General features: G+C 69.8%; 14 protein-coding genes. 12 read left to right on the top strand and 2 right to left on the bottom strand.

Features of this window, described 5'->3' with window-relative positions; all coding sequences use genetic code 11:
* The first annotated feature begins 98 nt into the window (after positions 1-98).
* Positions 99-1,253: a uroporphyrinogen-III synthase gene (locus OHN19_RS26465; protein ID WP_330266584.1), complete on the top strand. Its 1,155-nt coding sequence runs from the start codon at positions 99-101 to the stop codon at positions 1,251-1,253.
* Here the strand turns inward: OHN19_RS26465 and OHN19_RS26470 are convergent, their stop codons facing one another.
* Entirely contained in the window at positions 1,254-1,745 is a 492-nt protein-coding gene (locus OHN19_RS26470) for a DUF1772 domain-containing protein (RefSeq protein WP_330266585.1), read from the bottom strand. It lies immediately after the preceding gene.
* Positions 1,746-1,957: 212 nt separating this feature from the next.
* On the opposite strand from OHN19_RS26470, the gene OHN19_RS26475 reads away from it, so the two are divergent.
* The 6 genes from OHN19_RS26475 to OHN19_RS26500 all read left to right on the top strand — a co-directional run bounded on the left by OHN19_RS26475 (position 1,958) and on the right by OHN19_RS26500 (position 9,034).
* Positions 1,958-2,545 carry a CGNR zinc finger domain-containing protein gene (locus tag OHN19_RS26475; protein WP_330266586.1) on the top strand — a complete coding sequence of 196 codons (588 nt, stop codon included), beginning with the start codon at positions 1,958-1,960 and terminating at the stop codon, positions 2,543-2,545.
* 318 nt (positions 2,546-2,863) lie between these two features.
* The gene (locus tag OHN19_RS26480) at positions 2,864-3,385 is read left to right on the top strand and encodes a sigma-70 family RNA polymerase sigma factor (RefSeq protein WP_010039908.1); all 522 of its coding nucleotides are present in this window, start codon (positions 2,864-2,866) and stop codon (positions 3,383-3,385) included.
* Positions 3,385-4,215, top strand: a complete 831-nt coding sequence (locus OHN19_RS26485; protein ID WP_391198606.1) for an anti-sigma factor family protein — start codon at positions 3,385-3,387, stop codon at positions 4,213-4,215. Before OHN19_RS26480 ends, OHN19_RS26485 begins: the two co-directional genes overlap by 1 nt.
* Positions 4,216-4,278: 63 nt before the next feature.
* Positions 4,279-6,696, top strand: coding sequence for a HelD family protein (locus OHN19_RS26490; protein WP_330266588.1), 2,418 nt, complete (start codon positions 4,279-4,281; stop codon positions 6,694-6,696).
* A 312-nt stretch (positions 6,697-7,008) separates the two neighbouring features.
* Entirely contained in the window at positions 7,009-8,424 is a 1,416-nt protein-coding gene (locus OHN19_RS26495) for an NAD-dependent malic enzyme (protein ID WP_330266589.1), read from the top strand.
* Positions 8,425-8,752: 328 nt separating this feature from the next.
* Positions 8,753-9,034 (top strand): HU family DNA-binding protein, encoded by a 282-nt coding sequence (locus tag OHN19_RS26500; protein ID WP_007382399.1) that lies wholly within the window; start codon positions 8,753-8,755, stop codon positions 9,032-9,034.
* Between the two features lie 195 nt (positions 9,035-9,229).
* On the opposite strand, the gene murA is transcribed toward OHN19_RS26500, so the two are convergent.
* Complete coding sequence (gene murA / locus OHN19_RS26505) at positions 9,230-10,576, bottom strand: UDP-N-acetylglucosamine 1-carboxyvinyltransferase (protein WP_280851194.1); 1,347 nt, start codon at positions 10,574-10,576, stop codon at positions 9,230-9,232.
* Between the two features lie 253 nt (positions 10,577-10,829).
* Here murA and OHN19_RS26510 point away from each other — a divergent pair, with 253 nt between their 5' ends.
* From OHN19_RS26510 to OHN19_RS26530, 5 genes are all read left to right on the top strand, one after another.
* A complete protein-coding gene (locus OHN19_RS26510) occupies positions 10,830-11,402 on the top strand; it encodes a YqgE/AlgH family protein (protein ID WP_123761083.1) in 573 nt (190 codons plus the stop codon).
* A 29-nt stretch (positions 11,403-11,431) separates the two neighbouring features.
* Positions 11,432-11,707 (top strand): DUF3039 domain-containing protein, encoded by a 276-nt coding sequence (locus OHN19_RS26515; protein WP_028809870.1) that lies wholly within the window; start codon positions 11,432-11,434, stop codon positions 11,705-11,707.
* A gap of 235 nt (positions 11,708-11,942) precedes the next feature.
* Positions 11,943-13,238: an extracellular solute-binding protein gene (locus OHN19_RS26520; RefSeq protein ID WP_330266590.1), complete on the top strand. Its 1,296-nt coding sequence runs from the start codon at positions 11,943-11,945 to the stop codon at positions 13,236-13,238.
* Positions 13,235-14,125 carry a sugar ABC transporter permease gene (locus OHN19_RS26525; RefSeq protein WP_330266591.1) on the top strand — a complete coding sequence of 297 codons (891 nt, stop codon included), beginning with the start codon at positions 13,235-13,237 and terminating at the stop codon, positions 14,123-14,125. Before OHN19_RS26520 ends, OHN19_RS26525 begins: the two co-directional genes overlap by 4 nt.
* A gap of 26 nt (positions 14,126-14,151) precedes the next feature.
* Positions 14,152-14,985, top strand: coding sequence for a carbohydrate ABC transporter permease (locus tag OHN19_RS26530; RefSeq protein ID WP_330269717.1), 834 nt, complete (start codon positions 14,152-14,154; stop codon positions 14,983-14,985).
* Position 14,986 lies beyond the last annotated feature (1 nt).

Consider the following 14,986-nt stretch of genomic DNA (forward strand, 5'->3'; position numbering starts at 1 on the left):
CCGGAACCGAGCCTGTCACGAGCCGTTGACAGGCTCGGTCGGCATGTAGGAACGACGAGTACAACCGTGTACTACGACTCGAGTGCGGGACGAGAGCCATGTACGAGCAACAGCAGGCAGCAGAGCAGCACGGCCCCCTGGCGGGGTTCACCGTGGGCGTCACGGCCGCGCGCCGGGCAGACGAACTCGGTGCGCTGCTCCAGCGCCGCGGGGCCGCCGTACTGCACGCGCCCGCCCTGCGGATCGTGCCCCTCGCCGACGACAGCGAACTGCTGGCGGCGACGAAGCACCTCATCGACCAGGCGCCGGACGTGGTGGTGGCCACCACCGCCATCGGGTTCCGGGGATGGGTCGAGGCCGCCGACGGGTGGGGTCTCGGTGAGGCGCTCCTCGACCGGCTGCGGGGCGTGGAGCTGCTCGCTCGCGGGCCCAAGGTCAAGGGGTCGATACGGGCCGCCGGGCTGACGGAGGACTGGTCGCCGTCGTCCGAGTCCATGGCCGAGGTGCTCGACCGGCTTTTGGAGGAGGGCGTCGAGGGCCGCCGCGTCGCCATCCAGCTGCACGGGGAACCCCTGCCCGGGTTCGTGGAGGCGCTCAGGGCCGGGGGAGCGGAGGTGGTGGGCGTGCCGGTGTACCGGTGGATGCCGCCGGAGGACATCGGGCCGCTCGACCGGCTGCTGGACGCCGCCGTCTCGCGCGGACTGGACGCGGTGACCTTCACGAGCGCGCCCGCGGCCGCGTCCCTGTTGTCGCGTGCCGAGGACCGCGGTCTCTTGCCCGAACTGCTCGCCGCGCTCAGCCACGACGTGCTGCCCGCGTGTGTCGGCCCGGTGACCGCGCTGCCGCTTCAGGCGCGGGGGGTGGACACGGTCCAGCCCGAGCGTTTCCGGCTCGGACCGCTCGTGCAGTTGCTGTGCCAGGAGCTGCCCGCGCGGGCCCGTTCGCTGCCCATCGCCGGCCACCGGGTGGAGATCCGGGGGCACGCGGTGCTGGTCGACGGGGGGCTGCGGCCCGTGCCGCCCGCGGGGATGTCGTTGCTGCGGGCGCTGTCCCGGCGGCCCGGGTGGGTGGTCTCCCGCGCGGAGCTCCTGCGGGCCCTGCCGGGCGCGGGCCGCGACGAGCACGCCGTGGAGACGGCGATGGCCCGCCTCCGTACGGCCCTGGGAGCGCCGAAGCTGATCCAGACGGTGGTCAAGCGCGGCTACCGACTGGCCCTGGACCCGGCGGCCGACGCGAAGTACGCGGACGCCTAGTCAGCCGACGGCAGGTTCGGCACCGGCCCGGCCGGTGGCCTTCACCAGCAGTCCCAGCGCCACCGTCAGCAACCCCGCCCGCACCGCGTTCCACGCCACCCACGGGTCCTCGAACTCCTCGCGGAGCGTGCCGTAGGAGTCGTTTCTCGTGAGGGCGTCGTTGAGGGGGATGTTGAAGGCGACGGTGACCAGGAAGGCCAGGGCGGAAGCCGTGCAGGCCGCCCATACCCACCGGCGTCCCGCCCCGCCCCGCGCCTGCCACGCCGCCACCGCCGTGAGCAGGGGTGCGCCCAGGAAGCTGAGGAAGAACACCGGGTTCTGGATGACCTCGTTGATGTCCCGCATCACCTGGACGTAGACGCGGTCGTCGCTGCGGGACAGGGCCGGCATCACGGCGCACGCGAAGACGTAGAAGGACCCGGCGATCAGGCCCGTGGCGACGGTGGCCGCGCCCAGGACGAGTCGGCTGCTCCTGCTGGTGGTCTGTGTCATGCCGCCCAGTGAAGGCGGTCCACGGCCGCCCGGACATCGCCGGGACGCGCGGCCCCATACGTGAGCGTCCAGGGCACCGCCCCCGGTACGAGGGGTACCGGCGGGGAGAGCGGGCAGGCACTGTTAGAGGGAGCCCCGGAACAGCTCCGCACAGCCTCGAAGCACCTCACCGACCCCATCCGACCGGGGCACCCCTAGGCGGTGACAGGCACATGGCACTGGGTACGGCCACGGTCGCGTACGAGCTGCGGTTCGACGCCGGACGGATCTGTCTGGACCTCCTCGCGACCACCCACCCCGAGGAACGCCTCGACTCGACGGAGGTGCTGTGCGCCTGGATCGTCGGTTCGGGTCTGGTGCCGCAGGGGACCTCGCTGGTGCACGCGGACCCGTCCTGGCTGGTCGGCTTCCGTGAACTGCGCGGCTGGATAGACCCGTTGGTCAGGGGCACCGCCTCCGGACACGGCTACGACCTCGCGCTCGCCCACGTCAACGAGGCCGCCCGGGCCGCGCCCCCGGCCCCGTGCGCGGTCTGCGGCGCGGACGGCACGCTGGTGCGGGAGTTGGACGGTCCGCCGGGCTGCGCGGCACTGCTCGGGGCCATCGCCAGGGACGCCGTGGAACTGCTCACGGACCCCGTCGCGCGGGCCGGGATCAGGGAGTGCGAAGGGGACAACTGCCCCATCGTGTACCTCGATACGTCACGGGGGCGCAGGAGGCGCTGGTGCTCCAGTGAGGTCTGTGGGAACCGCGAAAGAGTGGCCCGGCATCGTCGGCGCGCGGCCCTGTCGCGCACGTGACTGGTCGTTATGTCCCTTCTGTGGAACGGGAGTCGACGTGATTTCGATTACACATTGTTTACTCGCTCAACCTCACGGGCCGTAGTCGTGATCTTGCCTGTGTGGCGGAAATGTAAAGATCGCGCGGCGGGAATGTGCGCGCATGTCCTGTCTCGTCACGTCACTCAGAAGAAAACTGTCGTCGCCCTTTGAACACCCGACCCCCCTCCTCCGTACCTGTCGTCGAGCGACCGACTGGGGGAACCCGGGACATCGGAGGTGGGCGTGCGCAAGGATTCCGTCGTGGCCAATGAACGTGGATCGAGGGCCCGACATCGCATGTCCCAGCCCTCGGAACCTGATGAGGAGCTGATGCGTGCCCTGTACAGAGAGCACGCCGGGCCTCTCCTTGCGTATGTCCTCCGGTTGGTTGCGGGTGACCGCCAGAGAGCCGAGGACGTGGTGCAGGAGACGCTCATCCGTGCCTGGAAGAACGCCGGACAGCTCAATCGAGCGACCGGATCGGTACGCCCCTGGCTGGTGACGGTCGCCCGGCGCATCGTCATCGACGGACACCGCAGCCGGCAGGCCCGGCCGCAGGAGGTCGATCCGTCACCGCTGGAGGTCATCCCCGCGGAGGACGAGATCGACAAGGCGCTGTGGTTGATGACGCTGTCGGACGCGCTCGACGACCTGACCCCGGCTCACCGGGAGGTGCTCGTCGAGACGTATTTCAAGGGGCGTACCGTCAACGAGGCGGCTGAGACGCTGGGCATCCCCAGTGGCACCGTCCGCTCGCGGGTGTTCTACGCCCTGCGGTCGATGAAGCTCGCACTGGAGGAGCGGGGGGTGACGGCGTGATGAGTGTGTACGGGGGTAACCAGGGATTCGGCACAGGTGGTTCGGGTATGTCTGGTTCCATGATGGGTTCTCCGGTGCCGAACGAGCATGAGACCGTCGGCGCCTACGCCCTCGGGATCCTCGACGACGCCGAGGCAACCGCTTTCGAGGCCCATCTCGCGACCTGCGAATGGTGCGCCCAGCAGCTCGACGAGCTGGCCGGTATGGAGCCCATGCTCGCCGCCCTCGCGGACCTGCCGGGCTCCGGCACCCCCGCGATCGGCGAGTCGCTCTCCGCCAAGCCCAGCCCGCGGATCGTGAACAAGCTCGTGGACGAGGTCGCGGAGCGCCGTGCGGCCAAGCGCCGCCGCAGCATGTACATGGTCGCGGCCGCGGCCGCGCTGATCATCGGCGGTCCGTTCGTCGCGATCGCGGCCAACGGCGGCGACTCGGACGGCGGCGGGGCCAAGCAGGGCCAGGTCCTGGCGGCCACCCCCAAGGAACTCTTCGAGTCCATGAGCGACAAGGTGTCGGCCACCGACTCCTCCACCGGCGTCAGCGCGACCGTCGCCATGGCGCCGAAGAACTGGGGCACCTCCCTCGGTCTGGAGCTCAAGGGCGTCAAGGGCCCCCTCAAGTGCTCCCTGATCGCGGTGGGCACCAACGGCGAGCGCTGGACGGCCTCCACCTGGTCGGTCGGCAAGTGGGGCTACGGCATTCCGGACGGCAAGACCCCGGAGTCCAAGCAGCCCCTCTACATCGGCGGTGCCGTCGCTCCGGCCCAGAACGAGATCGACCACTTCGAGGTCGTCGACTCCGACGGCAACAAGCTCGTCCAGGTCGACGCGTAACTTCCCGCCGGGGCCCCCTTCGCGTACGGTTGACGGCTGCCCAGCACGTCAGAAGGGGGCCCGGTGGCCGCTCAGGCTCAACAATCCGCGGTCGGCTCGGTTCAGGACTCGGTTCGGGACCGTGAGATCAGCGTCGAACAGGAACATCTGGACCGGGTGTACCGGCGCCTCGAGGAGAAGATCCACGAGGCGGAGTTCCTGATGAACGACGCGGCCAAGCGCGGCCAGGTCGGCACCCCCGGCGCGCTCGCCGAGCGGGACGCCCAGGTGTTCCGGGCCGGAGTCCACCTCAACCGGCTCAACAACGAGTTCGAGGACTTCCTCTTCGGCCGCATCGACCTGCTCCTCGGCAAGGACGGCAAGAAGGGTCCCGACGGCGCCTACACCGCCGTCGAACCCGCCGAGGGCGCGGTCCGCGAGGACAACACCGCGGACATCGCGGAGACCCTGCACATCGGCCGGATCGGGGTCCTCGACTCCGACTACGCGCCCCTCGTCATCGACTGGCGGGCCCCCGCCGCGGCCCCCTTCTACAGGTCCACTCCGGTGGATCCCGGGCGTGTCGTACGGCGCCGGGTGATCCGCTCCAAGGGCCGCAAGGTCCTCGGTGTCGAGGACGACCTCATGCGCCCCGAGCTCAAGGCCTTCCTCGACGGCCACGAGCTGCCCGTCATCGGCGACGGCGCCCTCATGGCCGCGCTCGGACAGGCCCGCAGCCACACCATGCGGGACATCGTCGCCTCCATCCAGGCCGAGCAGGACCTGGTCATCCGCGCCCCCGCCGCGTCCGTGACCTACGTCGAGGGCGGGCCCGGCACCGGCAAGACCGCCGTGGCCCTGCACCGCGCCGCCTACCTGCTCTACCAGGACCGCCGCCGCTACTCCGGCGGCATCCTCATCGTCTCGCCCACCCCCCTGCTGGTCGCCTACACCGAGGGCGTCCTGCCCTCCCTCGGCGAGGAGGGCCAGGTCGCCATCCGGGCCATCGGCTCCCTGGTCGACGGCGTCGAGGCCACCCTGTACGACTCCCCGGCCGTGGCCCGCGCCAAGGGCTCGTACCGGATGCTGAAGGTGCTGCGGAAGGCGGCGCGGGGAGCGCTCGAACTGGGCACCGGCGGCGCGGGCGGCACCCACGGCCGGTCCGACTCCGGGCAGCTCTCCTTCGGTGACGCCGATCAGGACGAGGCCGGTCTCGGGGGCGGGAGCGGGGCCGGGGCCGCCGTATCCCCGAAGGGACCCCCCACGCGGCTGCGCGTGGTCGCGTTCGGGCGGCGGCTGGAGCTGGAGGGGGACGAGCTGGAACGTATCCGCCGCAACGCCCTCGGCGGCACCGCGCCCGTCAACCTGCTGCGGCCCCGCGCCCGCAAGCTGCTGCTGGACGCGCTGTGGGCGCGGTCGGGAGCCGGCAGCCGGCACACCGATCCGGAGCTCGCCGCCGAACTGCGGTCGTCGTTCGACGAGGACGTGGCGAGCGAGGACAGCTTCATCGAGTTCCTCGACGCCTGGTGGCCCGAGCTCACCCCGAAGGCCGTCCTCGCCGCCATGGCCGACGAGCGGCGCCTGGGCCGCTGGGCCCGCCGCATCCTCAACCCCGGCGAGGTCCGCAGGGTCGCCCGCTCGCTCCGGCGCGACGGCCTGACCGTGCACGACATCGCCATGCTCGACGAGCTCCAGGCGGTCCTCGGCACCCCGGCCCGTCCCAGGAAGCGGCGCGACCTCGACCCGCTCGACCAGCTCACCGGCCTGGAGGAGCTGATGCCGGTGCGCGAGGAGTCGCAGCGCGAGCGGGCCGAGCGGCTCGCCCAGGAGCGCGTCGAGTACGCCCACGTCATCGTCGACGAGGCCCAGGACCTCACGCCCATGCAGTGGCACATGGTCGGCCGCCGCGGCCGGCACGCCACCTGGACGGTCGTGGGCGACCCGGCCCAGTCCTCCTGGTCCGACCCCGACGAGGCCGCCGAGGCCCGCGACGAAGCCCTCGGCACCCGTCCTCGCCGCCGCTTCCAGCTCACCGTCAACTACCGCAACCCCTCCGAGATCGCCGACCTCGCGGCGAAGGTGCTGGCGCTGGCCATGCCGGGCGCCGAGTCTCCGCGGGCCGTCCGGTCCACCGGGGTCGAGCCGCGCTTCACCGTCGTGCGGAAGTCACTCGGGGAGACCGTCCGCGAGGAGGCGGCCCGGCTCCTGGGGCTCGTCGACGGCACGGTCGGCGTCGTCGTCGCCATGAACCGCCGCGAGGAGGCGGCCCGCTGGCTCACCGGACTCGGCGACCGGGTCGTCGCGCTCGGCAGCCTGGAGGCCAAGGGCCTGGAGTACGACGCGACGATCGTCGTCTCCCCGGCCGAGATCGCCGACGAGTCGCCGGCCGGACTGCGGGTGCTCTACGTCGCCCTCACCCGCGCGACCCAGCAGCTGACGGTCGTCTCCGCGGACCGGGACCAGCCAAACGTCGAAGGGGTCCCCGATCTGCTGAGAGATTGAACTCGCGGTACGGGAATGGTCTTTCGGTCTCCGTTTGTTAGCCTGGACGTGACACCGGCCCGATCCAAGCCCCCGGGCCCAACCTTCGTCCCTCAGAGGGACCACTTGCCGCGAGGCGAGCATGGCGGGTCGGTGTCACTGACCTGACGAGAGGCCCACGTCCATGTGACGTGGGCCTCTTTCTCATGGCCGCCCGCGTGGCCCCCGCGTGAACAAAACGTTCGCAATCCAGGGCGGCTAACGCCTACCCGGCAGTAGGTGCGACCATCGGACGGCATCCAGCACCACAGGTGAAAGCAGAGGAAGTCGGCCATGGCAACGGCGCCCAGCGTCTCCTACTCGATGACGGTCCGGCTGGAGGTGCCCGCGAGCGGAACCGCCGTCTCGCAGCTCACCACCGCCGTGGAGTCCTCCGGAGGCTCGGTGACCGGCCTCGACGTCACCGCCTCCGGTCACGAGAAGCTCCGGATCGACGTCACGATCGCGGCCAGCTCCACCAAGCACGCCGACGAGATCGTCGAGGAGCTCCGCAAGATCGAGGGCGTCACCCTCGGCAAGGTCTCCGACCGTACGTTCCTCATGCACCTCGGCGGCAAGATCGAGATGGCGTCCAAGCACCCCATCCGCAACCGCGACGACCTCTCCATGATCTACACCCCGGGCGTGGCCCGCGTGTGCATGGCGATCGCCGAGAACCCCGAGGACGCCCGCCGCCTCACCATCAAGCGCAACTCCGTTGCGGTCGTGACGGACGGCTCGGCCGTGCTGGGCCTCGGCAACATCGGCCCCAAGGCCGCCCTGCCGGTCATGGAGGGCAAGGCGGCCCTCTTCAAGCGCTTCGCCGGCATCGACGCCTGGCCGCTGTGCCTGGACACCCAGGACACCGACCAGATCGTCGAGATCGTCAAGGCGATCGCCCCCGGGTTCGCCGGCATCAACCTCGAGGACATCTCCGCGCCCCGCTGCTTCGAGATCGAGGCGCGGCTGCGTGAGGCCCTCGACATCCCCGTCTTCCACGACGACCAGCACGGCACCGCGATCGTCTGCCTCGCCGCCCTGACGAACGCACTTCGCGTCACCGGCAAGGCAATTGAGAACATCCGGGTCGTCATGTCCGGCGCCGGCGCGGCCGGTACGGCCATCCTCAAGCTGCTGCTCGCGGCCGGCGTGAAGAACGCCGTCGTCGCCGACATCCACGGCGTGGTGCACGCGGGCCGCGAGGACCTGCGCGACGCCGCCGCGGACTCGCCGCTGCGCTGGATCGCCGACAACACCAACCCCGAGGGCCTGACGGGGACCTTGAAGGAGGCCGTGCGCGGCGCCGACGTCTTCATCGGCGTCTCGGCGCCCAACGTCCTCGACGGCGACGACGTGGCCGCCATGGCCGACGACGCGATCGTGTTCGCGCTCGCGAATCCCGACCCCGAGGTCGACCCCGCGATCGCCCGCCAGACGGCGGCCGTCGTGGCCACCGGCCGCTCCGACTTCCCGAACCAGATCAACAACGTGCTGGTCTTCCCGGGCGTCTTCCGCGGTCTGCTGGACGCCCAGTCCCGCACGGTCAACACCGAGATGATGCTCGCGGCCGCGAAGGCGCTCGCGGACGTCGTCACCCAGGACGAGCTGAACCCGAACTACATCATCCCGAGCGTCTTCAACGACAAGGTCGCGGGCGCGGTGGCGGGTGCGGTGCGGGACGCGGCGAAGGCGGCCGGGGCGACGGTCTAGGGCCCGCGTCCCGCTCTCCGGGCCTCGCGTCTACAGTGGGGGTCGTATGTGTGTTCGGCTGTGAGGATCGCCACGGCGGCCCTCCGGCCCGGCGCGTCGCGGAACCGGGCGCTTCGCGCCACCCTCTAGGGTGGCGCCACGCCCAGGCCTCTGTTCGTGTGACCCCCTAGGGTGTTCATGCGAGTCCTACGGGTGCCGGATTGGCTTTCCCGCAGCAGGTAGGGGCAGGATGCGTCCCTGGGCGCGAGCGCATCGGCTTCGCTGTGCCTCGTGTGCGGCACCGCCGCGAGGCACACCCCAACGGCAAGAAGAACACGGGAGTAACAACATGAACCGCAGTGAGCTGGTGGCCGCGCTGGCCGACCGCGCCGAGGTGACCCGCAAGGACGCCGACGCCGTTCTGGCCGCGTTCGCCGAGACCGTCGGCGAGATCGTCGCCAAGGGTGACGAGAAGGTCACCATCCCCGGCTTCCTGACCTTCGAGCGCACCCACCGTGCCGCTCGCACCGCGCGCAACCCGCAGACCGGCGACCCGATCCAGATCCCGGCCGGCTACAGCGTCAAGGTTTCGGCGGGCTCCAAGCTGAAGGAAGCCGCCAAGGGCAAGTAAGCGCTCCGCTTCGAGCGCCGGGTGACTGTGCGCTCCGCTTCGAGCGCCGGGTGACTGCGGGCCGTGCTTCGGCTGACGGGACCGCCGTGGCTGGTCGCGCAGTTCCCCGCGCCCCTGAGGGGCGCCCCTGATTACGCCGATGGGGCGGTCACCCGAGTCCGGGTGACCGCCCCATCGGCGTTCTTGTGACCGGTGTTATCCGAGCGCCTTGCCCGGGAGTTCGACCTTCGCGCCCAGTTCCACGAGCTTCTCCATGAAGTTCTCGTAGCCGCGGTTGATGAGGTCGATGCCGTGGACGCGGGAGGTGCCCTGGGCCGCGAGGGCGGCGATGAGGTAGGAGAAGCCGCCTCGGAGGTCGGGGATGACCAGGTCGGCGCCCTGGAGCTTGGTGGGGCCCGAGACGACCGCCGAGTGCAGGAAGTTGCGCTGGCCGAAGCGGCAGTCCGAGCCGCCCAGGCACTCGCGGTACAGCTGGATGTGCGCACCCATCTGGTTGAGCGCGGAGGTGAAGCCGAGGCGGGACTCGTAGACCGTCTCGTGGATGATCGACAGGCCCGTGGCCTGCGTGAGGGCCACGACGAGCGGCTGCTGCCAGTCCGTCTGGAAGCCCGGGTGCACGTCGGTTTCGAGCGCGATGGACTTCAACTGGCCACCGGGGTGCCAGAAACGGATGCCCTCGTCGTCGATCTCGAAGGCACCGCCCACCTTCCGGTAGGTGTTCAGGAACGTCATCATCGAGCGCTGCTGGGCGCCGCGGACGTAGATGTTGCCCTCGGTCGCGAGCGCCGCGGACGCCCAGGAAGCGGCCTCCAGGCGGTCCGGGAGGGCGCGGTGGTTGTAGCCGCCGAGCCGGTCCACGCCCGTGACGCGGATGGTCCGGTCGGTGTCCATCGCGATGATGGCGCCCATCTTCTGCAGGACGCAGATGAGGTCCTCGATCTCCGGCTCCACCGCGGCGTTGGAGAGCTCGGTGACACCTTCGGCGAGGACGGCCGTCAGCAGCACCTGCTCGGTCGCGCCCACCGACGGGTACGGGAGCCGGATCTTCGTGCCGCGCAGCCGCCGCGGTGCCTCCAGGAACTGCCCGTCGGCACGCTTCTCGATCGTCGCGCCGAACTGCCGCAGCACCTCGAAGTGGAAGTCGATGGGCCGGCCGCCGATGTCGCAGCCGCCGAGGCCGGGGATGAAGGCGTGCCCGAGCCGGTGCAGCAGCGGGCCGCACAGCAGGATCGGGATCCGGCTGGAACCCGCGTGGGCATCGATGTCAGCGACGTTCGCGCTCTCCACGTGCGTCGGGTCCATCACCAGCTCGCCCGGTTCCTCACCCGGACGGACCGTCACGCCGTGCAGTTGCAGCAGTCCGCGTACGACCCGCACGTCACGGATGTCCGGAACGTTGCGCAGTCGACTCGGCTCGCTGCCCAGCAGGGCGGCGACCATGGCCTTCGGTACGAGGTTCTTCGCACCGCGGACACGGATCTCGCCCTCCAGCGGGGTTCCGCCGTGGACAAGCAGTACGTCGTCAGAGCCGTTGACGGTCATGTATCTCGCGTTCCGATGAGTCGGGCAGGGGCCAGAAGGGAAAGGGTAATCGCCGCCCACCCCCCTTCTGTAAGCCCAAGTGCCGCCCAGTCACGTCATAGCTCTGTCACAACACGAACCGCTAGGTGTCGGGCACATGGGGTCACGGGCGCCTGGCGTGCGCTTCCGGCGCATCGTTGCGCTCTGAGCTGCATCCACTCCCGGACAGGCATTGCCTCCCCACGCGAAGGGAAGATGCGGGATCATGTCTGGCATGACCGAGGTGTCCTCGCTCACAGGGCGGTTGCTCGTGGCAACGCCCGCCCTGGCGGACCCGAACTTCGACCGCGCGGTGGTGCTCCTTCTCGACCACGACGAGGAGGGCTCGCTCGGCGTCGTCCTCAACCGGCCCACCCCGGTGGACGTCGGGGACATCCTGGAGGGCTGGGCCGACCTCGCGGGCGAGCCCGGTGTGGTCTTCCAGGGCGGCCCGGTCTCCCTCGACTCGGCCCTGGGGGTCGCCGTCATTCCCGGCGGCGGAGCTGTCGACGGTGCCCCGCTGGGCTGGCGCAGAGTGCACGGCGCGATCGGACTGGTCGACCTGGAGGCCCCGCCCGAGCTGCTCGCCTCGGCCCTCGGCAGCCTGCGCATCTTCGCCGGGTACGCCGGCTGGGGCCCCGGTCAGCTGGAGGACGAGCTGGTGGAGGGCGCCTGGTACGTCGTCGAGTCGGAACCCGGCGACGTCTCCTCCCCGTCCCCGGAAAGACTCTGGCGCGAGGTCCTGCGCCGCCAGCGCAACGAACTCGCGATGGTGGCCACCTACCCGGACGACCCTTCGCTCAACTGATGGGTGTGACCTTCAGTACCCTTGGCCGTATGAGCACTCTCGAGCCCGAGCGCGGGACTGGTACGGGGACCCTCGTCGAGCCCACGCCGCAGACTTCCCACGGCGACGGCGACCACGAGCGCTTCGCCCACTACGTCCAGAAGGACAAGATCATGGCGAGCGCCCTCGACGGGACTCCCGTCGTGGCGCTGTGCGGCAAGGTGTGGGTACCCGGCCGCGATCCCAAGAAGTATCCCGTGTGTCCCATGTGCAAGGAGATCTACGAGTCCATGGGTTCCGGGGACGACGAGGGCGGCGACAAGTAGGACCGCTGTCCCGCTGAGCTTCGCGAGGCCCCTGGGGTGCGCCGTGTGCGCCCCAGGGGCCTTTCGCGTGCGCTCGGTCTGCCCTCCGCCGGTCCTTCGCGCGCCCTTTGCCTGCCCCTCGCGGGTCACGGATTGGTTGAGACCTCTTGTGGGCGTGTTCATGCAAGCCATAACCTCCGTTGCGTTGAGCGAAACCGTCATTGCATATGTTGCAACGCGCCCGGAGGATCACTCCATGAAGCTCTCCCCCCACCTCCCCTCCCTGCTCCTCGCCGCCCTGGTCGTCACCGCCTGCGCCCCCCAGACCTCCTCCAACTCCTCCTCCGACAAGGACGAGAAGACCGGCACCCTGCGCGTCTGGCTCTTCCAGGAGGTCGGCAACAAGCCGAAGGAGAAGGTCGTCGACTCCGTCGTCACCGCCTTCGAGAAGGCCCACAAGGACACCGAGGTCGACGTCGAGTACATCCCGGTCGAGACCCGCGCCCAGCGCGTCAAGGCCGCCTTCAACGACCCGTCCTCCGCACCCGACGTGATGGAGTACGGCAACACCGACACCGCCGGCTATGTGAAGGACGGCGGACTCCTCGACGTCACCGACGAGTTCGGCGACTGGAGCGAGTCGAAGGACACCGACCCCACCGCGAGGACCTCGGTCACCGTGGACGGCAAGGTGTACGGCTCGCCCTTCTACGTCGGCGTCCGCGCCCTGTACTACCGGACCGACGTCTTCAGGGAACTCGGCCTCGAAGTGCCCAAGACCATGGCCGAGTTGGCCACCACCGCCCGCAAGATCCGCGCCGCGAAACCGGAGTTGTACGGCCTCGTCGTCGGCGGCGCCTACACCTACGGCGCGATGCCCTTCATCTGGGCCAACGGCGGCGAACTCGCCACCGGCAAGGGCGGGTCGTACGCCTCGGCGATCTCCGGCGCCGACGCTCAGAAGGGCATCAAGGAGTACACCTCGCTCTTCACCGACGACAACTGCCCCGCCGCCAAGTGCGCCGGCATGGGCGGCAACGACACCATCACCGCGTTCGCGGCGGGCAAGGCCGGCATGGCGATCGGCGGCGACTTCAGCCATACGGCGGTGGAGGCCGGGAAGGTCAAGGGGAAGTACGCGGTGGTGCCGCTGCCGGGGGTCTCGGCCGGGTCGATCGCTCCCGCGTTCGCCGGCGGCAACAACATCGGCGTACTGAAGAGCACTTCGCACCGGACGCTGGCCGTCCAGCTGATGGAGCAACTCACCTCGAAGAAGACCCAGGCGTCGATGTTCGACGCGATGGGCTTCCTGCCGACCTTCGGGGACGTCCGTGACCGGGTCGCCGCGGAGCATCCGTACGTGAAGCCGTTCGCGCGGACCCTCGCGGCCGGGACGAAGTTCGTGCCCGCCTCGCCCGGCTGGTCGCAGATCGACTCCTCGCTGGTGCTGCCGACGATGTTCCAGGAGGTCATCAGCGGTAGAAAGAGCGTGGCCGCGGCCTCCGGGGAAGCGGCGAAGAAGATGGACGCCGCGTTCGGGTCCGTCGGGTGACCTCGGTGACCCACCGCACCACCTGGACCCCCTGGCTCTATCTCGCCCCCGCCCTCGTCGTCCTCGCCGGACTGCTCGTCTACCCGATCTACCAGCTGGGCCTGATCTCCTTCTTCCAGTACACCCAGGCCCAGGTCAGCGGCGGCGAGGCCACCACTTTCGAGGGGTTCTCGAACTACTCCGCGCTGTTCTCCGACCCCGAGTTCTGGCGGGTGCTGCTGGCCACCGTGCTGTTCGCGGCCGCCTGTGTCGTCTGCACACTCGCCGTCGGCTGCGCGCTCGCCGTGCTGCTCACGCGCGTGCGTGCCGTGCCCCGGCTGGCGCTCATGCTGGCCGCGCTCGGCGCGTGGGCGACACCCGCGGTGACCGGGTCGACGGTCTGGCTGTTCCTCTTCGATCCCGACTTCGGCCCGGTCAACCGCCTGTTCGGCCTCGGCGACCACTCGTGGACGTACGGGCGGCTCAGCGCGTTCTTCCTCGTCCTGCTCGAAGTCGTCTGGTGCTCCTTCCCGTTCGTCATGGTCACGGTCTACGCCGGTATCCGCGCCGTCCCGTCCGAGGTGCTGGAGGCCGCCGCGCTGGACGGCGCCTCGCAGTGGCGGATCTGGCGCTCGATGCTCGCGCCGATGCTCCGGCCGATCCTGACCGTCGTCACCATCCAGTCGGTCATCTGGGACTTCAAGGTCTTCACCCAGATCTACGTCATGACGAACGGCGGCGGCATCGCGGGCCAGAACCTGGTCCTCAACGTCTACGCCTACCAGCAGGCGTTCGCCTCCTCGCAGTACAGCCTCGGTTCGGCGATCGGGGTCGTGATGCTGCTGATCCTGCTCGCGGTGACGCTGGTGTACCTGCGACTGCTGCGCTGGCAGGGGGAGGACCTGTGAATCTTCCACGGCCGAACGCGCCACGGCTGAATCTCCTACGGCGCCCCTGGCGCACCGCCGCCGAGGCCGCGACGCTGCTCATCGCGGTCGTCGTCGCCTTCCCCCTCTACTGGATGGTCCTCGGGGCCTTCAAACCGGCCGGGGAGATCGAGTCGACCGAGCCCCGGCCCTGGACACTCGCGCCCTCGCTGGATTCCTTCCGGCGCGTGTTCGGGCAGCAGGATTTCGGTCGGTATTTCGTCAACAGCCTTGTCGTCGCGTGCAGTGTCGTGATCATCTCGGCGCTGATCGCGTTTCTCGCGGCGACCGCCGTCACGCGATTCCGCTTCCGCTTCCGGACCACCTTGCTGATCATGTTTCTGGTGGCCCAGATGGTGCCCGTGGAGGCCCTCACCATCCCCTTGTTCTTCCAGATGCGGGACTTCGGTCTGCTGAACACCCTGGGCTCGCTGATCCTGCCCCACATCGCCTTCTCGCTGCCCTTCGCGATCTGGATGCTGAGGGGGTTCGTGAAGGCCGTACCGGAGGCCCTGGAAGAAGCCGCGTACATCGACGGGGCGAGCCGCGCGCGATTCCTGTGGCAGATTCTGTTCCCGCTCGTCCTGCCCGGCCTGGTGGCCACGAGTGTGTTCTCCTTCATCTCGGCCTGGAACGATTTCCTCTTCGCCAAGTCGTTCATCATCAGCGACACTTCGCAGTCGACGCTGCCGATGGCCCTGCTGGTCTTCTACAAGCCGGACGAGCCGGACTGGGGCGGGGTCATGGCCGCGTCCACGGTCATGACGATTCCGGTGCTGGTGTTCTTCGTACTCGTACAGCGACGCCTGGTCTCGGGGCTGGGCGGAGCGGTAAAGGACTGAC

Source organism: Streptomyces griseorubiginosus (assembly GCF_036345115.1).
GTDB classification, from domain to species: Bacteria; Actinomycetota; Actinomycetes; order Streptomycetales; family Streptomycetaceae; genus Streptomyces; species Streptomyces griseorubiginosus_C.